The 20,135-nt window shown below is 77.0% G+C and carries 22 protein-coding genes; 10 read left to right on the top strand and 12 right to left on the bottom strand.

What is annotated here, in order from left to right; genetic code table 11:
• The first annotated feature begins 9 nt into the window (after nt 1-9).
• A complete protein-coding gene (locus ACI78U_RS07200) occupies nt 10-1,404 on the top strand; it encodes a DUF222 domain-containing protein (RefSeq protein WP_456874603.1) in 1,395 nt (464 codons plus the stop codon).
• 60 nt (nt 1,405-1,464) lie between these two features.
• Here the strand turns inward: ACI78U_RS07200 and ACI78U_RS07205 are convergent, their stop codons facing one another.
• Entirely contained in the window at nt 1,465-1,851 is a 387-nt protein-coding gene (locus ACI78U_RS07205; RefSeq protein WP_456874604.1) for a hypothetical protein, read from the bottom strand.
• An 87-nt stretch (nt 1,852-1,938) separates the two neighbouring features.
• Nucleotides 1,939-2,490 carry a DUF6328 family protein gene (locus ACI78U_RS07210; protein ID WP_456874605.1) on the bottom strand — a complete coding sequence of 184 codons (552 nt, stop codon included), beginning with the start codon at nt 2,488-2,490 and terminating at the stop codon, nt 1,939-1,941.
• A 146-nt stretch (nt 2,491-2,636) separates the two neighbouring features.
• On the opposite strand from ACI78U_RS07210, the gene ACI78U_RS07215 reads away from it, so the two are divergent.
• Together ACI78U_RS07215 and map are read left to right on the top strand one after the other, a co-directional pair.
• Nucleotides 2,637-2,885, top strand: a complete 249-nt coding sequence (locus ACI78U_RS07215) for a hypothetical protein (RefSeq protein ID WP_456874606.1) — start codon at nt 2,637-2,639, stop codon at nt 2,883-2,885.
• Nucleotides 2,886-2,937: 52 nt separating this feature from the next.
• The gene (map, locus tag ACI78U_RS07220; RefSeq protein WP_456874607.1) at nt 2,938-3,720 is read left to right on the top strand and encodes a type I methionyl aminopeptidase; all 783 of its coding nucleotides are present in this window, start codon (nt 2,938-2,940) and stop codon (nt 3,718-3,720) included.
• Between the two features lie 7 nt (nt 3,721-3,727).
• On the opposite strand, the gene ACI78U_RS07225 is transcribed toward map, so the two are convergent.
• The 5 genes from ACI78U_RS07225 to ACI78U_RS07245 form a co-directional block, all read right to left on the bottom strand.
• Nucleotides 3,728-4,918: an FUSC family protein gene (locus tag ACI78U_RS07225; protein ID WP_456874608.1), complete on the bottom strand. Its 1,191-nt coding sequence runs from the start codon at nt 4,916-4,918 to the stop codon at nt 3,728-3,730.
• A gap of 82 nt (nt 4,919-5,000) precedes the next feature.
• Nucleotides 5,001-5,504, bottom strand: a complete 504-nt coding sequence (locus ACI78U_RS07230; RefSeq protein WP_456874609.1) for a PGPGW domain-containing protein — start codon at nt 5,502-5,504, stop codon at nt 5,001-5,003.
• A gap of 43 nt (nt 5,505-5,547) precedes the next feature.
• Entirely contained in the window at nt 5,548-6,078 is a 531-nt protein-coding gene (locus tag ACI78U_RS07235; protein WP_456874610.1) for a hypothetical protein, read from the bottom strand.
• A gap of 116 nt (nt 6,079-6,194) precedes the next feature.
• Complete coding sequence (locus ACI78U_RS07240) at nt 6,195-6,464, bottom strand: DUF2277 domain-containing protein (protein WP_456874611.1); 270 nt, start codon at nt 6,462-6,464, stop codon at nt 6,195-6,197.
• 146 nt (nt 6,465-6,610) lie between these two features.
• Nucleotides 6,611-7,237 (bottom strand): hypothetical protein, encoded by a 627-nt coding sequence (locus tag ACI78U_RS07245; protein ID WP_456874612.1) that lies wholly within the window; start codon nt 7,235-7,237, stop codon nt 6,611-6,613.
• A gap of 117 nt (nt 7,238-7,354) precedes the next feature.
• Between ACI78U_RS07245 and ACI78U_RS07250 the strand changes: the two genes are divergently transcribed.
• From ACI78U_RS07250 to eutC, 5 genes are all read left to right on the top strand, one after another.
• A complete protein-coding gene (locus ACI78U_RS07250; RefSeq protein ID WP_456874613.1) occupies nt 7,355-7,753 on the top strand; it encodes a hypothetical protein in 399 nt (132 codons plus the stop codon).
• A gap of 69 nt (nt 7,754-7,822) precedes the next feature.
• The gene (locus ACI78U_RS07255) at nt 7,823-8,704 is read left to right on the top strand and encodes an SDR family NAD(P)-dependent oxidoreductase (RefSeq protein WP_456874614.1); all 882 of its coding nucleotides are present in this window, start codon (nt 7,823-7,825) and stop codon (nt 8,702-8,704) included.
• 112 nt (nt 8,705-8,816) lie between these two features.
• On the top strand, nt 8,817-10,283 hold the full coding sequence (gene eat, locus ACI78U_RS07260) for an ethanolamine permease (protein WP_456874615.1): 1,467 nt from the start codon (nt 8,817-8,819) through the stop codon (nt 10,281-10,283).
• Nucleotides 10,280-11,692 (top strand): ethanolamine ammonia-lyase subunit EutB, encoded by a 1,413-nt coding sequence (locus tag ACI78U_RS07265; protein ID WP_456874616.1) that lies wholly within the window; start codon nt 10,280-10,282, stop codon nt 11,690-11,692. Before eat ends, ACI78U_RS07265 begins: the two co-directional genes overlap by 4 nt.
• A complete protein-coding gene (eutC, locus tag ACI78U_RS07270; RefSeq protein ID WP_456874617.1) occupies nt 11,689-12,474 on the top strand; it encodes an ethanolamine ammonia-lyase subunit EutC in 786 nt (261 codons plus the stop codon). Before ACI78U_RS07265 ends, eutC begins: the two co-directional genes overlap by 4 nt.
• 3 nt (nt 12,475-12,477) lie before the next feature.
• Here the strand turns inward: eutC and ACI78U_RS07275 are convergent, their stop codons facing one another.
• From ACI78U_RS07275 to ACI78U_RS07285, 3 genes are all read right to left on the bottom strand, one after another.
• Entirely contained in the window at nt 12,478-12,873 is a 396-nt protein-coding gene (locus ACI78U_RS07275; protein WP_456874618.1) for a nuclear transport factor 2 family protein, read from the bottom strand.
• 134 nt (nt 12,874-13,007) lie between these two features.
• On the bottom strand, nt 13,008-14,315 hold the full coding sequence (locus ACI78U_RS07280; RefSeq protein WP_456874619.1) for a PP2C family protein-serine/threonine phosphatase: 1,308 nt from the start codon (nt 14,313-14,315) through the stop codon (nt 13,008-13,010).
• A gap of 29 nt (nt 14,316-14,344) precedes the next feature.
• Nucleotides 14,345-14,608 (bottom strand): hypothetical protein, encoded by a 264-nt coding sequence (locus tag ACI78U_RS07285; protein WP_456874620.1) that lies wholly within the window; start codon nt 14,606-14,608, stop codon nt 14,345-14,347.
• A gap of 19 nt (nt 14,609-14,627) precedes the next feature.
• Between ACI78U_RS07285 and ACI78U_RS07290 the strand changes: the two genes are divergently transcribed.
• Nucleotides 14,628-15,275, top strand: a complete 648-nt coding sequence (locus tag ACI78U_RS07290; protein WP_456874621.1) for a hypothetical protein — start codon at nt 14,628-14,630, stop codon at nt 15,273-15,275.
• Nucleotides 15,276-15,373: 98 nt separating this feature from the next.
• Nucleotides 15,374-15,727 (top strand): hypothetical protein, encoded by a 354-nt coding sequence (locus ACI78U_RS07295; protein ID WP_456874622.1) that lies wholly within the window; start codon nt 15,374-15,376, stop codon nt 15,725-15,727.
• Nucleotides 15,728-15,744: 17 nt separating this feature from the next.
• On the opposite strand, the gene cydC is transcribed toward ACI78U_RS07295, so the two are convergent.
• Both cydC and cydB read right to left on the bottom strand, forming a co-directional pair.
• A complete protein-coding gene (gene cydC / locus ACI78U_RS07300) occupies nt 15,745-19,119 on the bottom strand; it encodes a thiol reductant ABC exporter subunit CydC (protein WP_456874623.1) in 3,375 nt (1,124 codons plus the stop codon).
• Nucleotides 19,116-20,123 carry a cytochrome d ubiquinol oxidase subunit II gene (gene cydB, locus ACI78U_RS07305; protein WP_456874624.1) on the bottom strand — a complete coding sequence of 336 codons (1,008 nt, stop codon included), beginning with the start codon at nt 20,121-20,123 and terminating at the stop codon, nt 19,116-19,118. The genes cydC and cydB overlap by 4 nt, the downstream gene beginning before the upstream one ends.
• Nucleotides 20,124-20,135 lie beyond the last annotated feature (12 nt).

Below are 20,135 nucleotides of genomic sequence, written 5' to 3' on the forward strand. Positions count from 1 at the left end.
TTCGGTGTCGTGGAGGAGGTCGCGGAGCGCCGGTCGCCGGTGGAGCAGGCGCTGCTCGCCGCGGTGATCGACACGCCCGCGCCGTTCCGCCGGCTGCCGGTGTCCCTGTTGTCGCGGGAGCAGAAGGCCGCCGAGCTGCAACGGGTCGCGCGGTTGGAGGCCATGACCGCCGCGTACGAGGCGGAGCTGGTGCTCGGGCTGGCCGACGACTCGCCCGATGACGACGATCCGCCGCCGGGCACGCCGGGTGCCCGGTCGTGGCAGCCGGACACCGAGCTGCCGGGGGTGTCGGAGTTCTTCACCGCCGAGCTGGCGGTGGTGCTCAACTGCGGCCGGGGCACCGCCAACCACCTGGCGCACCGGGCGTGGGTGTACCGGGAGCGCCTGCCCGCCACCTGGGCGGCGCTGGCCGCCGGCGCCCTCGACGAGACCCGCGCCCGGGCGCTGGTCGACGTGCTCGAACACGCCGACGCGGGGATCGCACGGCGGATCGAGGCGGCGCTGCTGCCCGCGGCCGCGCAGTGGACGGTGGGCCGGCTCAAGCAGCAGGCCCTCGCCTTGCTGCTCGACCTCGACGCCGACGCCGTCGGCCGGCGGAAGGAGCAGGCGCGGCGCCGGGCGGACGTGCGGGTGGATCCCTCGCCGCTGGAGGGGATGGCCACGCTGGCCGCGGACCTGCCGGTGGAGGTGGTCGCCGACCTGCTGCAGCGCCCGTGGCAGACCGGCCCGGCGGTGACCGCGCACCTGCAGATCATCGCCGGCCTCGCCGCGCTGGCCGGCGACAGCGAGGAGGCCGGGGAGGTCAACGGGCTGCCCATCACCGCCGCCCACCTGCGCGAGCTGCTGCGCGAGCTGGACGCGCTCGGGGTGCGGGCGCCCGAGGGCGGGTCGGTGACGGTGGCGCTCACCGACGCCGACGGCACCCTGCGCGCCACCGGCACGCTGGACCGGCTGCGCCGGCTGGCACGCACAGGCTGCGACCGCCACCGGGGCCAGGTGTGCGGGTGCGCGGTGCTCGACCGGCCCGACCCGGTCGACCGCTACACCCCGTCGGCGGCGCAGCAGGCGTTCGTCCGCACCCGCGACCGCACCTGCCGGTTCCCCACCTGCGGCCAGCGGGTCGGCTGGGCCGACGCCGACCACGTCCTCCCGCACGCCCACGGCGGGGCCACCGACTGCGCCAACCTGTGCTGCCTGTGCCGCTCCCACCACCGGCTCAAGACCTTCGCCCGCGGCTGGCGCTTCCACCTGCACCCCGACGGCACCCTGACGGTCACCACACCCTCCGGCATCACCCGCACCACCCGCCCACCCGGCGTACGCCCACCCCCGGCAGCACCCGAGCCACCACCGAAGGACACCGGACCACCAGCCGGTGACCCGGACGACCCACCCCCGTTCTGAGGCGGGTCCTCCTTGCGCGCACACGCCGAGGACCCCGGCCGGCTGCGGGTCACACCGTGGTCAGCGGAGGGACGGCCACGCGCGGACGACCAGGAACACGCGGAGAGCGCCGAGCACCACGGGCCCCGGCAGGGCGAAGCCGAACCAGAACACGGCCTCGACCGCCAGCAGGGCGAGGTTCAGCACGCCACCCTTCCGCGAGCCGTTCCACAGCATGACCGCCGTCCAGGCCACCAGCAGGCACACGCCGAGAAAGGTGAGGAGCAGCCAGGTGAGTGCGTCCGCGGCGAGTCGCGACGACCACGGCCCGCCGTACACCGGGAACAGCCCGAACAGGGAGGGGAGGGCCCGGCTCCGAGCCAGGACGAGGACGACCGGGATGACCGGGAGCCCGAACGCGGCGGCGCACACCCAGGTCACCACGGCCGCCGCCCGGGCACTGCTCATGCGGACCTCCACCCACCACCGGCCACCGCCCCCGGGACGCCGGGCGTGCCGGAGGAGACCCGCAGGGCGGCCCTGGGCGCCTCTGGCTCACTCGCCGGCGCTGCCTCCACGGGCACGCTGCACCAGCGGGCTGGCGATCCACAGCCACCCGAGCAGCGCCGCCATCACTCCGCCGGTGATGAGCGCCTGGGGGAGGGCGAAGAGGAAGTCGATGACGAGCACCACCGCCGCGACGATCGCCACGGCCAGCACGCTCAGACCCAGGACGGCGAAGCGGTTGCTCCGCCGCAGCAGGTCCTCCTTGTCGTGCTGCCGGAACAGCGCGCGGTGCTGGGCTGCCGGGGCGATGAGCAGGGCGGTGGCGACCACGACAGCCACCAGGGTCACGAAGTAGAGGTCGCGCTGGAAGTCCGTCGCCCGGCCCGTGGCCTGCTGGAAGGGCACCACCAGCAGGAAGGCGAACAGGAACTGCACGCCGGGCAGTGCCACGCGCAGCTCGTTGAGCAGCTCCATGAGCTCCCGGTCGACCCGTTCGGCGTGGGTCTCGCGCCGCTCGCCGTCACCGGCGTACGCGTCCCCGCCCGCCGGGCCCGGCTGCGTGTCCCGCCCTGCCCGCTGTCCCGAACCCGTGGTGGTCATCTGTCCGGCTCCTCCTCCGCCCGCTGCGGACCCCCTGGGCCCTCGCCCCGCCGCGATCCGGTCTGTATGCCCAGCAGACACCTCCTCGTCACCTGCCGTCCACCCTGGGGTCACCCACCCGGGCGTCGGGTGGGTACCGGAGCGCCATGACGTCGATGTGGGAGCCCATGACGCCCAACTCGAGCGGTCCGCCCGACGAGATCGCCGCCGCCGACCCCGGCGCGGGAGGACCGGCGCCGACCGAGGGCTTCGGGGTCGGCGGGGAGGAACCCGACCGATCCGCGGAGACCGACGGTCCCGACGCGACCCGCGCGCAGGCACCCCAGGTCGACCGGGTGGACACCGTCTTCCGGACGCCGGACCCCGCCGACGTCCGCCGCGACCCCGCCGGCTGACACCCGTCGCCGCCACCACGGACGTCCGGGAGAGGTCTCGTACCGTCGGGGTGTGGACCTGCTCCTGCTGCCCTCCCGTACCGCCGACGAACTCGACGCCATGCGCGACGCCGGACGGGTGGTGGCGCAGACGCTCGAGGCGGTGCGGGCGGCGGCGGTCCCCGGCGTCAAGCTGCGCGACCTCGACGACCTGGCGCAGACCTGCATCCGCGAGGCCGGCGCGACGTCGTCGTTCCTCGGCTACAAGCCGGCCTGGGCGCCGACGGCCTACAACGGCGCGCTGTGCCTGTCGCCGAACGAGGTCGTGGTGCACGGCCGGCCCAGCGGCCAGCGGCTCAAGGACGGCGACCTGCTGAGCATCGACTGCGGCGCCGTGGTCGACGGCTGGAACGGCGACGCGGCCATCACCGTGCGGATCGGGTCGGGCGGGACCGGGGAGGACGCCCGCCTGGTGGCCGCGACCGAGGAGGCGCTGGCGGCCGGCATCGCGGCGTCGGTCCCCGGCGCCACGCTGCTCGACGTCGCCCAGGCCATCGACGCCGTCGCCCGCCGGCACGGGTTCGCCCACCTGCCCGACCACGGCGGACACGGCATCGGCCGCTCGATGCACGAGCCGCCGTTCGTGCCCAACCGCCCGCAGACCGGGCTGGACCGGGTGCGGCTGCACGCCGGCAGCACGCTGGCGATCGAGCCGATGCTGCTGGCCGGCGGCGAGCGCTACCGGCACAAGAAGGACGGCTGGGCGGTCGTGACCGCCGACGGCCGGCGCGCCGCCCACGTCGAGCACACCGTGGCGGTCACCGACGACGGCCCGGTCGTCCTCACCCGCACCTGAACCCCGGTCAGCGGCGCCGGCGTCGCGCCACCGCCCGGCGGACGGCGAGCCGCTGCGCCCCGGCCAGCGGCGGCGGGGCCCAGGAGGCCGACGGCGGGCGCAGCGCGCTGCCCAGTTCCACCCGCAGCAGGTCCACGGCGTCGAGCAGGGTGCCGTGCTGCGACCAGGCGGCCGGGTCCGCCCGGGGGTCGACCAGGAGGGCCTCGGCCAGCCGGCTCCGCAGCTCGAGCTGCGCGGCGAGCCGGGCGGCGTCCATGCCGGAGGCCGGTGCGGTGCCCGCGGCCACGGCGCCGGCCTCGCGCAGGGTCGTCGCGACGGTGACCAGCACGTCGGCCAGCGCCTCCCGTGCGGCCGGCGACCAGGCCCGGTCGGCCTCGTCCTCGGGCAGGAAGTAGGTGCGGTCCAGCAGCACGCGGGCGAGGTTGCGCAGGGTGACGTGGATGCGCTCGAGGGCGGTGAGGGTGTTGCGCAGCCGTGGCTGGGCCTCGCGGGCCGTCCGTCCCCGCGGGTTGAGGCGGGCGCTCTCCTCGGTGCGGTCGAGCCGGCGGTCGGCCCGGGCGACCTCCGTCCCGAGCCCGCGGGCGCGGTCCAGGAACTCGGCGGTGAGCCGGCGCGACCACGGGCCGCGCAGCGCGGCCGCCAGGTCCTCGCAGTAGGCGGCCATGCGCTCGGCCAGCTCGGCGATCGCGTCGCCGGCCGGCTGGACGTAGAGCGGCGGGGCGACGAGCAGGTTCACCAGCACACCGACCGCCGCGCCGATGAGCGTCTCCCAGATGCGGCCCAGCGCCGCGTCCTCCGCCCCGCCCACCGCCAGCACGAGCATCGCGCTGATCGGCACCTCGGCCAGGTGGGGGCCGAGCCGCAGGAGCCGGCCGACGAGCAGCGAGAGCGCGACGACCAGCCCCAGGCTCCACCAGGTCAGCCCGACCACAGCGGCGAACAGCACCGCGATCAGGACGCCGGCGGTGACGCTCGCGATCCGCTCCCAGCCCGTCGCCACCGTCTCGTAGAGGGTCAGCTGCACGACCAGCAGTGCGGTCAGCGGCGCCAGGATCGGCGAACTGGTGGTGTCCAGCCAGGAGGCGATCTGGAACGCCAGCACCGCGGCCAGGACGGTCTTCGCGGTGCGCAGGCCGGGGGTCCGCCCGCGCCGCACCAGCCAGGACAGCCGGGCGGGGAGGGCGCGCGGTCCGGCCACGGGTCCCAGTCTCAGGGCCGCACGGGCCCGGACGCGCGCCGGCCGCCGTCCGCGGGGTGCGGACGGCGGCCGGGAGTGCGGGTCAGCCCAGGCCCAGTGCGCTGCTCGCCCGGTCGACGAGCTGGAAGTGGCCCACCGCCCAGAACACCAGCGCGGCGGCGGCGAGGCCGCCGACGGTCACCGCGAGGGAGCTCACCGGGTGCTGCTTCGCGTGCCGCCACGCGGCGACCGCCTTGCGTCGGAAGGTGACGAAGATGCGCCGCGCCCACTCGAACTCCGTGGACCACACCCACAGCCCGACGAGGACCGGCGGGATGGTGAGCGGCCCGGGCAGCACCGTGAGCGCCAGGCCGAGCAGCACGAACAGGAGGCCGGCGACGAAGACGGCGATCCGGTAGGGCAGCGCCAGCGCTGGGTTGCGCCGGACCCGGTCGCGCCACGACCCCGTCTCGACCGGGCGCGGCTGGCCCAGCCCGTCGGTGCAGTCGGGGCAGCGGGTGGCCCCCGCCGGTCCGCCGCCGTGCCGCCGGTCCTCCGCGACCCGGTTGCCGGTGAAGGTCACGCTGCGCGTGTCGGTGCGGTCCACGGTTCCTCGCTGGGTCGTCGGGTGGGTGCGCTCTCGGGTGCGGTCAGCGGGAGACGCCGCGCAGGACCTCGCTGGGCCGCTGCTGCTCACCGGCGTAGGAGCTCACCCACACCAGGGCGCCGGTCAGCGCCGGGATGACCCACTGCAGCGTCTGCAGCTGCTCCTGGGCCGCGGCGATCTCGGCCTTGGTGCGCTTGGTCGGCTTGGTGCCCGACTTCGCCGAGGGGTTGCTCTGGCTGTTGACGACCATGCCCAGCGAGCGGCTGTAGGCGGTGGCGCCCAGGGCCGCGGCGGTGAGCAGCGTCTTGGCCGCCGACATCGTCGCCACGCCCTCCTGCTTGGCGACGCGGCCGCGGTTGCCGAGCAGCTGGCCGACGCTGCCGACGAGGTGGGCGCCGATCGCGACGGCGTTCACCGGCGTCCAGCGGTTCCAGCCCTCGTTGGCGACCCGGCCGGTGTCCTTGCCGGCCTCGCCGGCGGCGGCGTTGAGGGCGACGGCGTTGGCCAGCGTTCCGCCGAACCAGGCGGACAGGCCGAGGTCGTGCAGCGCGCGGGACAGGGTGTTGCGGGCCATGACTTGACTCCTGTCGTCGGGGAAGCGGAGTTCCCGACCTACCCGTTCCGACCCGCGCCATGCCCGCGGGCGGCGGTCGATCGTGCACGACCCGCTGGGGCGTCAGGTGCCCGGCGTCAGGTGCCGTAGCGGAGCGCGGCGCGGGCGCGGGCCTTCTCCGCCTCGACGGCGCGGTCCTTCGGCGGCGCCGTCGTGACCAGGGAGTCGAGCAGCCGGGCCGAGGCGGCGGCCACCTCGGCGACGGCGCGGTCGAAGGCCTCGGCGTTGGCCCGCGAGGGCTTCGTCGCACCGCTGATCTTGCGCACGTACTGCAGCGCCGCGGCGTGGACCTCGTCGTCGGTGGCCGGCGGCTCGAAGTTCGACAGCGGACGGATGTTCCGGCACATGCGGCGGAGCGTAGGCCCGCCCGGTGTCGAGCCGGTGCGGTCTCCGATGCCCGGAGACCGCACCGGCTCGACAGGTGACGTGGTGGAACGGCCACCCTCCAGGGGCCCACGCCGAGCGTGCGAGGCGTGGGGGAAGGGTGGTCCTCCTAGACGCCGTAACCGGCGCGGTCCACCCGGCGGTGGTAGCGGGTGCCGAGCTTGCCGCCGAGCAGCGCCCCGACCAGCGTCGCGACCAAGATCGCGGCCAGGGTGACGATGCCGGCGGTGGTCGCGGTGCCCTCGTCGACCGGGATGCGCGGCAGGTTCAGCTGCTGCAGCACGTTGTACTCGGCGCCGAAGGCGATCCCGAGGACGGCGAGCAGCACGACGACCAGCAGGCCGATCAGCCACACCGCCAGCCCCTGGCGCACCCCGCTGAAGCGCGCCATCCGCCCGGCGACGTAGCCACCGGCGAGGTAGGCGAGGAAGAGCACCACCAGGGCGGCGATCGCGCCGCCGAGGCCGATGCCGGCGGCCTGGTCGGTGGCCTCGCCGACGCTGTCGACGCCCTGCGCGAGGCCCAGCCCCACCCCGGCCGCCGACACCAGGGCGATCAGGATCACGGCCAGCCCGTTGGCCGACAGCCAGCCGAAGAAGGCCGCCCCCCACTTGATCCCGCCGAAGCGGTCGCGCTGCGCGGCGACGGCGTCGCGGGCCGGGCCGCGGGTGGCGTGCGCCCCCTCGCCGGTCATCGTCGCGTCGTGGTCGTACTGGGTACGGTCGTTGGTCGCCACCCGGTCCTCCTCGTGTCGTTGGCGGCCCGTCGGGACCGCCTCGCTGACCTGCGGGTACCCGGCGGTGATCACCGCGAACCGGAGCCCCGCCGCGTTCACCCGACAGGAGGCCGCGCCGTGACGGTCCTGCTCGTCGACGCGGCCAACGTCGTCGGCGCGCGCCCCGACGGCTGGTGGCGGGACCGGGCCGGTGCCACCGCCCGGCTGCTGCGGCGGCTCGCCGGGGTGCCCGGCCGGCGGGTCGACGGGGCGCTGGTCGAGGAGGTGGTGGTCGTCGTCGAGGGCGCCGCCCGCGACGTCCCGGCGCCCGACGGCGTCCGGCTGGTCCGCGCGGCCGGCAGCGGCGACGACGCGCTGGCGCGCACCGCCGCCGGCCTGGCCGACGAGGGCCGGGCGGTGCTCGCGGTGACCGCCGACCGCGGCCTGCGCGCCCGGCTGCCGGAGGGGACGGCGGTCACCGGCCCCGGCCGGCTGCTCGACGTGCTCGATCGCATGGCGGGCAACGGATCGGGGTAGGCGCTCCCGGTCCGTCCGCGCCGGGCCCGTCCACCTCCCCGGCAGCTCGAGCCGAGGAGACGTCGCCGCATGCCGCAGACCGTGCTGATCACCGGGGCCTCGAGCGGCATCGGCCGCGCCACCGCCCGCCTGTTCGCCCAGCGCGGGGCGCACCTGGTCCTGCTGGCCCGCGGCCGGGAGGCGCTGGAGGAGACCGCGACCGAGGTGAAGGCGGAGGGCGCGACCGACGTCGTCGTCTGCCCGGCAGACGTGCTCGACGAGGACGCGCTGCGCACCGCCGTCGACGGCACGGTCGCCCGCTTCGGCAGCCTCGACGTGGTCGTGCACTCCGCCGCGGTGGTGGCCTACGGGCGGCTCGAGGAGCTGCCCAAGGAGGTGTTCGAGCGGGTCGTCGACACCACGCTGCACGGCACCGGCAACCTCGCCCGGGTGGTGCTGCCGGTGTTCCGCCGTCAGGGCGCCGGCCACCTGGTGGTCGTGAGCTCGCTGCTGGCGTCGGTGACCACCCCGTTCATGGGCAGCTACACCACCGCCAAGTGGGGTCAGCTGGCCATGGTCCGGACGCTGCAGCAGGAGACCCGGGACGTCCCGGGCATCTCGGTCTCCGCCGTGGCACCGGGTGGGGTCAACACGCCGATCTACTCGCAGGCCGGCAGCTACATCGGGCTCAAGGGCCGCCCGCCGATCCCGATCTACTCCCCGGAGCGGGTGGCCCGCTCGGTCGTTGCCCGGCTGGACCGGCCGCGGCGGCTGGTCCAGTCCGGCTTCGCCAACCCGGTCGTCATCCTCGGCTTCCGGCTGTTCCCCGCGCTCTACGACGCGCTCGTCGGCCCGCTGCTGCGGGTCTTCGCCCTCGCCGACGACGACCGGACCCCGCCGACGGCGGGCAACGTCTTCGAGTCCAGGCCGGAGGGCAACGCGACCAGCGGGCGGTGGCACGGGATCCCGTGAGGCCGGCTGCGTGAACGGCACGTTCCGTTCCGTCGCACCCCGTTGACCCGGCACCCGGCGCGGGACCAGGCTGGCGCTCCCCGCCGACGGCGGGCCGACGTCGGGAGCGCCCATGACCGCCGATCCCACCGCCCGTCCCACCCCGGCCCGGCCGGCCCACGGAGGAGTCGAGGCCGAGCGCGTCGACGCCGGCTACCTCGAGCGGCGCCGGCTGCGCACCGGGACGGCGGGCTGGTTGCTGCTGGCCGGCCTCGGCGTCTCGGCGGTCATCTCCGGTGACTACGCCGGCTGGAACTTCGGCCTGGGGGAGGGCGGCTTCGGCGGCCTGCTGATCGCCACCGTGCTCATGGCGGTCATGTACACCGCCATGGTGTTCGGGCTGGCCGAGCTGGGCTCGGCGCTGCCGACCGCCGGTGGCGGGTACACCTTCGCCCGGCGCGCCCTGGGCCCCTGGGGCGGCTACGCCACCGGCGTCGCGGTGCTCATCGAGTACGCCATCGCGCCCGCGGCGATCGCCACGTTCATCGGCGCCTACGTCGAGTCCCTCGGGCTGTTCGGGATCACCGACGGCTGGTGGGTCTACCTCGTGGTCTACGCGCTGTTCATCGGCATCCACCTGATGGGTGTCGGCGAGGCGCTCAAGGCGATGTTCGCCGTCACCGTCGTCGCGCTCGCCGGGCTGGTGGTCTTCCTGGTCGGCGCCATCCCGCAGTTCGACGCGGGCAACCTGCTCGACATCGCGCCCACCGACGCGGCCGGCGCCTCGTCCTTCCTGCCGTACGGGCTGATGGGCATCTGGGCGGCGTTCCCGTTCGCGATCTGGTTCTTCCTCGCCGTCGAGAGCGTGCCGCTGGCCGCCGAGGAGGCCCGCGACCCGGCCCGGTCGATGCCGCGCGGGATCGTCGCGGCCATGGGCGTGCTGGTCGTGCTCGCCGTCCTCATGCTGGTGTTCACCCCCGGCGCGGCGGGGTCCGAGGCGATCGCCGGCTCGGGCAACCCGCCGGTCGACGCGCTCGCGGGCGCCGGCGCCTCCGAGGGGCTCACCCGGGTGGTCAACTACGCCGGCCTGTTCGGGCTGGTGGCCAGCTTCTTCTCGATCATCTACGCGTACTCGCGGCAGACCTTCGCGCTCTCCCGCGCCGGGTACCTGCCGCGCGCGCTGTCGGTGACCAACTCCCGGAAGGCGCCGGTGCTGGCGCTGCTCGTCCCCGGCGCCATCGGCTTCGTGCTCTCGCTCACCGGCCAGGGCGCGATGCTGCTCAACATGGCCGTCTTCGGGGCGACGGTCTCCTACGTGCTGATGATGCTCAGCCACATCGTGCTGCGCCGTCGGGAGCCCGGCCTCCCGCGGCCGTACCGGACCCCTGGCGGCACGGCGACCACCGGCGTCGCGCTGGTGCTGGCGGCCGCCGCGGTGGTGGCCACCTTCCTCGTCGACGTGACCGCCGCACTGTGGACGCTCGCGGCCTACGTCGTCTTCCTCGCCTGGTTCGCCCTCTACAGCCGGCACCACCTGGTGGCCTCCGCGCCGGAGGAGGAGTTCGAGCTGCTCGCCGCCGCGGAGGAGGAGCTGGAGTGAGACGACGGGCCACCCTCGGCGGGCACACCTTCGAGTTCCCGTCGCTGGTGGAGCTGATGGCGAAGGCGACGCCGCCGCGCTCCGGGGACGTGCTCGCCGGGTGCGCCGCGGAGTCGGCGGAGGAGCGGGTGGCCGCGCAGACGGTGCTGGCCGACCTGCCGCTGGCCACCTTCCTCGACGAGCAGGTGGTCGGCTACGACGAGGACGACGTCACCCGGCTGGTGCTCGACACCCACGACGCCGCCGCCTTCGCCCCGGCCGCGTCGCTGACGGTGGGGGAGTTCCGTGACCGGCTGCTGGCCTGGACGGCGGCCGGCGACGAGGCGGCGATCAGCGCGCTCGCGCCCGGCCTGACGCCGGAGATGGTCGCGGCGACGTCGAAGCTGATGCGCACCGCCGACCTGGTCGCCGTCGCCCGGCGGACGCGGGTGGTCACCGGGCTGCGCAGCACGATCGGCCTGCCCGGTCGGCTGGCGTCGCGGCTGCAGCCCAACCACCCGACCGACGACCCGGTGGGGGTCACCGCCTCGATCCTCGACGGGCTGCTGCACGGCTCCGGCGACGCCGTCATCGGCATCAACCCGGCCACCGACTCACCGGCCCGCACCGTGGCGCTGCTCGAGCTGGTCGACGCGGTCATCAGCCGCTACGACATCCCCACCCAGTCGTGCGTGCTGGCCCACGTGACCACCACGCTGCGGGCGCTGGAGCAGGGCGCGCCGGTGGACCTGGTGTTCCAGTCGGTGGCCGGCACCCAGGAGGCCAACCGCGGCTTCGGGGTCACCCTCGACCTGCTCGCCGAGGCCCGCGCCGGGGCGCTCGCGCTGGGCCGCGGCACGGTGGGCGACAACGTCACCTACTTCGAGACCGGGCAGGGGTCGGCGCTGTCGGCGGGCGCCCACCTCGGGATCGGCGGGCGGCCGGTGGACCAGCAGACGCTGGAGGCCCGCGCCTACGGCGTCGCCCGGCACTTCGAGCCGCTGCTGGTCAACACCGTCGTCGGGTTCATCGGCCCCGAGTACCTCTACGACGGCAAGCAGGTGCTGCGCGCCGGCCTGGAGGACCACTTCTGCGGCAAGCTGCTCGGCCTGCCGATGGGCGTGGACGTCTGCTACACCAACCACGCCGAGGTCGACGGCGACGACACCGACACGCTGACGCTGCTGCTCGGGGCGGCCGGCTGCTCGTTCGTCATCGCCGTCCCGGGCGCCGACGACGTGATGCTGCACTACCAGTCGCTGTCGTTCTCCGACGTGCTCACCGCGCGCCAGGTGCTGGGGTTGCGGCCGGCGCCGGAGTTCGAGGCGTGGCTGGCCCGCATGGACCTGCTCGACGACGGCGGCAGGGTGCGCGAGCTGGCCCCCGACGCGCCCGCCGCCCGCGCCCTGCTCGCGGCGGCGACCCCGTGACCGAGAACAGCCTTTACCGCGACAAAGGCACCCAGGAGAGCCTTGATCGCGACAATGGCACCGTGGTCGGGGACGACCCGTGGTCGGTGCTGCGGTCGGCGACCCGCGCGCGGGTGGCGCTCGGCCGCGCCGGTGACGCGCTGCCCACCGCCCGCGAGCTGGAGTTCCGCGCCGCGCACGCCGCCGCCCGCGACGCCGTCCACTCGCCGCTCGACGTCGACGCGCTGCGGACCGACCTCGGCGGCGAGGTGCTCGTCGTCGCCTCGGCCGCGCCCGACCGGGCCACCTACCTGCAGCGTCCCGACCTGGGCCGGCGGCTCGCCGAGGGGACGGCGCTGCCGCGGGCCGACGCCGACCTGGCGGTCGTGCTGGCCGACGGGCTCTCGCCCCGCGCGGTGCAGGCGCACGGGCCCGGCCTGGTCGCCGCGCTGCGCGACCGGCTGCCCGGCTGGACGCTCGCGCCGCCGGTCGTGGCCACCCAGGCGCGGGTGGCCCTCGGCGACGCGGTGGGGGAGGCCCTCGGCGCCCGCGCGGTCGTGGTGCTGATCGGCGAGCGGCCGGGGCTGTCGTCGGCGGACTCGCTCGGCGTCTACCTCACCTGGGACCCGCGGCCGGGGCGGGTGGACGCCGAGCGCAACTGCGTCTCGAACGTCCGCCCACCCCACGGGCTGTCCTACGCGCAGGCCGCCGACACCGTCGCCGCGCTGCTGTCGGCCGCGCGGGAACTGGGGGCGTCGGGCGTGGCGCTCAAGGACGAGGGGCCGGCGCTCCCCGCCGGCTGAGGATCAGGCGTAGAACGCGTTCACCGCGGCCTGGTCGGTGTGCGCCTCCTGGAACTCGGCGACGCGACCGTCCTCGTCGTAGCGGAACAGGTGGGCGGCGACCACGTCGATGTCCCGGTCCCCGTGGTGGGCGGTGAGCCGCACGACCGCGACGCCGTCGGTGTCGTCGGCGAAGGTCGCCCGAACCTCGACCCGGAAGCTGCCCTCGGTGATCTCGAACAGCCGGCCGAAGAGGGCGAAGACCTGGTCGACGCCGGCGTAGTGGCCGGACAGTGCGTTGTCCCCCGGCTCGTGCCAGCGGATGTCCGGGCGCCACAGCTCCCGGAGGCGGTCGAGGTCACCCTTGCCGAAGGCCTCGTAGCCCTCGCGCATGCGGATCAGGTTGGGGTGGTCGGACACGGTGCGCTCCCTCCCGAGGACGGTCCCCCGTGACGGCGCGAGCAGTGTCGGCCCGGCGGGACCGCGGGAGGAGGGGCCGGTGCGCGGCCCGGTGTGGCGGTGGCGCTGCGTCTGCCGGGGCGTCCGGGGAGTCGTCAGCGGCGGCTGTCGGCCCCCGTGGGGCGGGCCTCGGGGATGTCGGGCGCCAGTTCGTCGTCGCGCGGCGGTGCCTTCCACTCCACGAGCAGCAGGCTGGCGTCGTCACTGGTGCGGCCGGCCCGGGCGGCCATCAGCGCATGGGAGAGGCGGCGCACGGTCTCGGGGGCGGCCAGGCCCTCGGACGTGGTCGCCTCGATCAGCTCCCGCAGCCGGGCCTCCCCGAACTGCTCACCGCCGTCGAGGCGCTCCTCGACGACGCCGTCGGTGAAGAACAGCACCCGGTCGCCGGGTTCGAGCCCGACGGTGTGCACCTCGGGGTCCGCGCTGCCGAAGCCGATCGGCCGGCTGGCCCGGCCGGTGAGCTCGCCGACGACCCGGCCGCCGCGCACCCACAGCGCCGGGTGGTGCCCGGCGTTGACCCAGCTCAGCTCGCCGGTCTCGGTGTCCAGCCGGCCGATCTGCCCGGTGGCGAACCGGCCGGGGAAGAGCTGGCCGACGACCCGGTCCATCTCGGCATAGGTCTCGGTCAGGGACAGGTCGCGGCGGCGGCCGTGCCGGTAGCCGGCGAGGACGACGGAGGCCATCGCCGCCGCGGTGAGGCCGTGGCCCATGGCGTCGAAGACGGCGAGGTGCAGCACGTGCTCGTCGAGCGCGTAGTCGAAGCTGTCGCCGCCGACCTCGTAGGCCGGCTCGAGGATGCCCGACAGGTCGACGTCGGGGGTGGTCATCGACAGCGGCGGGAGGCTCTGCCACTGCAGCTGCGCGGCCAGCGTCATCGGCTGCCGGGTGCGGACGCGGGCGAAGGTGTCGGTGTAGGCGTCCTTGGTGACCAGCAGGTCCGCGACCAGTCCGGCGGCGCGCTGCGCCAGCCGCCGGTCGGCCTCGGTCGGCGCCCGGAGCACCACGGACAGGACGCCCACCCGGTCGGAGCCGTCGAGCATCGGCAGGTGCAGCCGGACCCGGCCGTCCGCGAGCGGCTCGTCGACCATCCGGTCGCCGGCGAACGCGGCGCCGGCCGGGCCGTCGGCGATGGGCACCGGCTTGCCCGACAGGCCGGGCCCGGTCAGGGGGTGCAGGTCGACCTGGTCGACGTCCTGCAGCAGGATCGCGACCTCCTCGGCGCCGGCGCGGTGCAGCTCCTGCGCGACCAGCGGGCCGACCAGCCGCGGCGGGATCAGGTGGGCGCGGTCGAGCAACGCGCCGAGCAGCCGCTCGCCGACGCTCTCGACCGCGGGGTGCCGGCCCCCGACGTCGCGGAAGGCCCGGTACGCCCCGCCTCCGTCGCTCGCCCCGTCCCCGGCCACTCGCTGGGCATGACCGGGCCCCCGACGGGTCAAACGCGGCGGGACCGGAACCGGATCCGGGGGAACCGGCGGCGCGGCGGCACCTCGACCGGGCCGGGCGGCTCGTCGCCGGGCCCGCCGTCCCCCGCGGCGGCCGCGGCGGCGGCGTGCCGCTCGTGCAGCCGGGCACGGACGTCCTCGGGGGTGTGCGCCCGGCGCTGCCGCTCGTCGCGGGCCAGCACCGCGCCGGTGGCCGCGACCCCGGCCAGCCCGGCGAGGCCGAGCAGCTTCCACGTCCGCCTGGGTGCCCGCACGGTCGCCTAACGTAGCCGCGTGTCCCGGCCCCGCGCGCTCTCCCTCGACGAGGCGGTCGAGCTCACCCGGACCGGCGACGTCTGGGTGTTCCGCGGCGCCTCGGTGGCCGACCGGGCGATCCGGGCGCTGACCAACGCGCCGGTCAACCACGTGGGCATGGCCGTCGTCCTCGACGACCTCCCGCCGCTGCTGTGGCACGCCGAGCTCGGCCGCTCGCTGCCCGACGCCTGGACCGGGCAGCACCAGCGCGGCGTGCAGCTGCACGACCTGCGCGACGCCGTCCGCACCTGGCGGCAGCGCTACGGCCAGCGCGCCTGGCTGCGGCAGCTGGTCGGCCCGGCCGACGACGGCGGGGTGACCCGGGAGATGGAGGACGCCGTCCTGCGGACCGTCGCGCGGTTCGACGGCCGGCCGTTCCCGACCACCCGCGGGCTGGTCGGCGGCTGGCTCAACGGGCGGCTGCGCCGGGGCACCGCCGCCGAGACGGTGTTCTGCGCCGAGCTGGTGGCCGCCACCTACACCGCGATGGGCCTGCTGCCGGCCGACCGGCCGCGCAACTGGTACGACCCGGGCAGCTTCTGGTCCGGCGACGACCTGCGGCTGCTGCAGGGCGCCACGCTCGGCCCGGAGATCCCGGTCGAGGTCCCGGTCGAGGTCCCGCGCTGACCCCCGGTATCAGCCCGGAACTGTCACACCTCAGGGGTAGGCAGGACCTCACAGGAGACAGCTGGACCGAGCACGGGGAACCGCCCAGGAGGCTCGCCATGGCCACCGCCACCCTCGCCGTCCACACCGCCGCCCCGGTGACGCCGGTGGCCCCGGTCACCCCGATCGCCCCGGTGACGCCGGTGGCCGCGCCGCGCTCCCGCCTGGTCGGCGACCTGCTCGCCGTCGCCTGGGAGCCCGGCGCCGCGCCGCCGCGCGAGATCCGCGTGCGGCCCGAGCTGCTCGACCGCCTGCACGGCCAGCTGCGCCCGGCCGGGCTCGCCGCCGGCCTGCTCGGGGAACCCGCCGGGCTGCCCGTGGTCGCCGACCCGCTGCTGCCCCGCAGCCCCGGCTTCGAGGTGCGCCGGGTCCCGCCGGGCGGCCCGCTCCGCCCGCGCGCGATGGCGGCCTGACCGGTCCCGCCCGTCCCTCAGGCGGGCACGGCCTCCCGCGCGCCGAGGTCGAGGACCGTGTCACCGGGCCGCTCGACGGCGTCGTCGTGGGTCACGCAGACCACCACCCGCCCGACCAGCGCCTGCCGGAGGTCGGCCACCAGCGTGGCGGCGGTCGGCGGGTCGAGGTGGGCGGTCGGCTCGTCGAGCAGGACGACGTCGCGGTCGGCCAGGAGGGCGCGGGCCGCGGCCAGCCGGCGCCGCTCGCCGCCCGACAGCGCCGTGCCGCCGGCGCCGACCGGGGTGTCGAGGCCCTCGGGCAGCCCGGCCAGCAGCGGCCCGAGGCCGGCCGCGGTGAGCGCGGCGGTCATCCGCGCCGCGCCGTCGGCGCCGGCCAGCTCCCCGCGCGGGGCGGCCAGCGCGAGGTTCGCCCGGATGGTCGAGGCGAACACGTGCGCCTCCTGCGGCAGCCACGCCGTCCGCGCCCGGACCGCGTCGCCGGTGAGCGTCGCGGTGTCGGCGCCGCCCAGCGTGTAGCTGCCGCCGCGCGGGCGCAGCGCCGCGAGGAGCACCGCGAGGAGGGTCGACTTGCCGGCGCCCGAGGGGCCGCGGACCACCAGCCAGCCGCCGTCGGCGCCGGCCCGCGCGGTCAGCCCGCGCAGCACGTCGGGCCCCCCGGGCCAGCCGGCGGTCAGGCCGGTGACGGCGAGGTCGCGCACCGGGGCCGGGGCCGGCCGCGGGGCGGCGGGGTCGGCGGGCACCGGGGCGGTGAGGACGGCGTCGAGGCGGGCGCGGGCGTCGGCCAGCGCGCCGCGCCGCTGCAGCGAGGTGACCAGGCCGGTGAGCGGCTCGGCCAGCGCCAGCGGCGCGAGGCCCAGCACCGCCACCGCCGGGCCGGGCAGCCCGGCGCCCGCGCCGACGGCGGTGGCGAGCACCGCGGCCAGGCCGGTGCCGAGCACGACCAGCCCGCTGCCGAGTGCGCCGGCCCGGGCGCCGGTGGCCGCGGCGGCCGAGCGGCGGGCGGCGACGGCGGCGAGGTCGGCGGCGGTCGCGGCGGCGAGACCGTGCGCGCGCAGGTCGGCCGCGCCCTCCAGCGCCGTGGTGACCTCGCGCAGCGCGGCGACCCGCAGCGTGCCCTCCGCGCGGGCGGCACCGGCGTCGACGCGGCGGTGCGCCAGCACCACGAGCGCGGCGGTGGCGGCCAGCACCAGCGCGGCGGCGCCCGCGGCGGCCGGGGAGACCAGCGCCAGCCCGGCGAGGGTGAGCGCCGGGACGGTGGCGGCGACCAGCGCCGGCGGGACCACGCGCACCGAGAGGTCCTGCACCAGCCCGACGTCGCCGACCACCCGGGCCAGCGCGCTGCCCGGCGTCCGGTCGGCGGCCACGCCCTGCGCGGCCAGCGCGCGCCACACCCGCACCCGCAGGTCGGCGGCCATGCGCAGGGCGGCGTCGTGCGCGGTGAGCCGCTCGACCCAGCGCAGCACCGCCCGGCCGAGGCCGAAGGCGCGGACGCCGACGATGGCGACCAGCAGCGTGAGGATCGGGGGCATCTCCGCCGCGCGGACGATCAGCCAGCCGGAGACGGCGGTCAGCGCGACGCCGGCGCTGGCCGAGGCCGTGCCCGCCGCGACCGCCCGCAGCAGCGCCCGGCGCGGCCAGCCGAGCGCCGTCGTCGCGCCGCTGCTCCCTCCCCCCGCGAGATCGGCGCTCTCGTGGTCATCGGGCGCCGATCGCCACGAGACCGCCGATCTCGCGGAGGCAGGAGGAGATGCCACAGCGGGGGCGGCGGCACCGGACAGCGTCACCGTGCGGTCGGCCAGCGCGGCCAGCGCCGGGTCGTGCGTGACCAGCAGGACGGTGACCGTGCCGCGCAGGCCGGCCAGGACGGCGGCGACGCGGGCGGCCGAGGCCTCGTCGAGGTGCGCGGTGGGCTCGTCGGCCAGCAGCAGCCGGGCGCCGCGGCGGACCCGCACCAGCGCCCGGGCCAGCGCCACGCGCTGCAGCTCGCCGGGGGAGAGGGTGGCGCAGTCGCGGCCGGCGAGGTCGCCCGCGCCCACCCGCTCCAGCGCCTCGACGACGAACGCCTCGGCGACCACGGCGTCCGGGCCGGGCGACGGCGCGGCGTGCCGGCGCAGCTCGTCGGCGACCGTCGGCGCGGTCGTCCGCGGGTGCTGGGCGACCAGCGCGACACCGCCGGCCGGCACCCCGGTGACGGTGCCGGCGACGTCGGCGGCCGGGTCGAGGGCGCCGGTGAGTGCGGCGAGCAGCGTCGACTTGCCCGAGCCGCTGGGGCCGCGCAGCACGACCAGCTCGCCGGGGCGCAGCACGAGGTCGGTGGGCGGCAGCGCGGGCACCGCCCGGCCGGGGTGGCGCACGGTCAGCCCGGCGACGGCGACCTCGGCGCCGCGGGGGTCGGCGTCGCGGGGGTCGGCGTCGTCCGGCTCGGGGGCGGCCGGCGGGACCGGCGCCGCGAGCACCGCGCGGGCCTCGGCGGCGGCCAGCGTGGCGGCCTCGCCGGCGTGGTGGGCGGTGCCCAGGGCGCGCAGCGGCGCGAAGGCCTCCGGGGCGAGCAGCAGCGCGGTCAGGCCGACGGCGAGGTCGAGGTCGCCGTGCACCAGCCGCAGGCCCACGGTGACCGCGACCAGCGCGACCGACAGCGTGGCGATCAGCTCGAGGACCAGTGCGGAGAGGAAGGCCAGCCGCAGCGTGGCCAGCGTCCGCCGGCGCGAGGCCTCGCCCAGCTCGGCGAGCGCGGCCACCTGCTCGGCGGCCCGCCCGAGGCCCACCAGCACCGGCAGCCCGCGGACCAGCTCGGCGACGTGCGCGGCCAGCCGGTCCAGCGCCCGCGCGGCGCCGGTGGTGCCGTCGCGGGTGGCCAGCCCGACCAGCGCGAGGAACAGCGGCACCAGCGGCAGGGTGACCGCGACCAGACCCGCGGACAGCAGGTCGGTGGCGGCGAGCACGACCAGCAGCACCGGCGGCACGAGCGCCGCCTGCGCGAGAGCGGGCAGGTAGCCGGCCAGGCCGGGCGCGAGGTCGGCCAGCCGCGTGGTGGCCAGCACCGCGGCGGGTGCCGGACCGCCGGCGGCGACGACCGCGGCCGGGGAGGAGGCCAGCCGGTCGAGCAGGGCGCGGCGCAGCGCGTCCTCGGCGCGGCGGGCGTCGCGGGCGGCGGCCCGCTCGCCGAGGGTCCCGGCGAGCGCGCGCACCACCGCGCCGGCCGCAGCCAGCGCCAGCGGGCCGGTCACCGCGCCGTCGGCGTACCCCGCGGCGCGGGCGACGGCGTGCGCCAGGCCGGCGGCGAGCAGCACCAGCCCCGCCGTCGACACCAGCGCGGCGGCCGCCGCCCGGGCCAGCGCGCCGGGCAGCCCCGGCACGCCGGCCAGCGGCGCGAGCGGCCCCCGCGAGGTCACGCGGCCACCGCCTCGTGCTCCGGCTCGGCGGTGAGCCGCTTCCGGAACACCCAGTAGGTCCAGGCCTGGTAGGCCAGCACCACCGGCAGCCCGACCGCGGCCACCCAGGTCATCACGGTGAGCGTGTAGTCGCTGACCGAGGCCGCCGCGATGGTCACGTCGAACGCCGGGTCGACCGTCGAGGGCAGCACCACCGGGTAGGCCGCGCCGAACAGCGTGGCCGCCGAGGCCAGCAGCACGGTGGCCCAGCCGGCGAAGGCCTGGCCCTCGCGGTCGAGCCGCACCCGGGTCCAGGCGACGACGACGGCGAGCGCCGCCACCAGCCACAGCACCGCGGTGACCGCCGTGCCCGAGCGCAGCTGCACCAGGCCGGCCCAGGCCAGCAGCGGCAGCGCGGCCACCGGCGACCAGCGCAGCGCGAACGCCCGCGCCCGCAGCCGGACCGGGCCGTCGGTCTTGAGCGCGAGGAACAGCGCGCCGTGGACCAGCGAGAAGCCGAGCACCGCCGCCGCGCCGAGCAGCGACGACCAGCCCAGGCCCGCGAACGCGCCGCCGACCCGGGTGCCGTCGGCGTCGATCGGCAGGCCCAGCGTGGTCGCGCCCAGCGCCGCACCGACGCCGGCCGCGGCCACCAGCGAGCCGCCGGTGATGACGCGGGTCCAGGCGGCGTCCCAGCGCGGGTCGTGCGAGCCGTGCCGCCACTCGAAGGCCACCGCCCGCACGATCAGGCCGAGCAGCACCACGACGAAGGGCAGGTACAGCGCCGGCAGCCAGGTGGCGTACCAGCCGGGGAAGGCGGCGAACACCGCCCCGGCGGCGGTGATCAGCCAGACCTCGTTGCCGTCCCACACCGGGCCGATGGTGCGCAGCATGAGGTGCCGGTCGGCGGTCCGCCGCCCGAGCACCGGCAGCAGCGCCGCGACGCCGAAGTCGAAGCCCTCGAGCAGCAGGAAGCCGGTCCACAGCACCGCCACGGCGGCGAACCAGAGGGTCTGCAGGTCCATGGTCGGGTGCTC

The organism is Geodermatophilus sp. SYSU D00710, assembly GCF_054050195.1.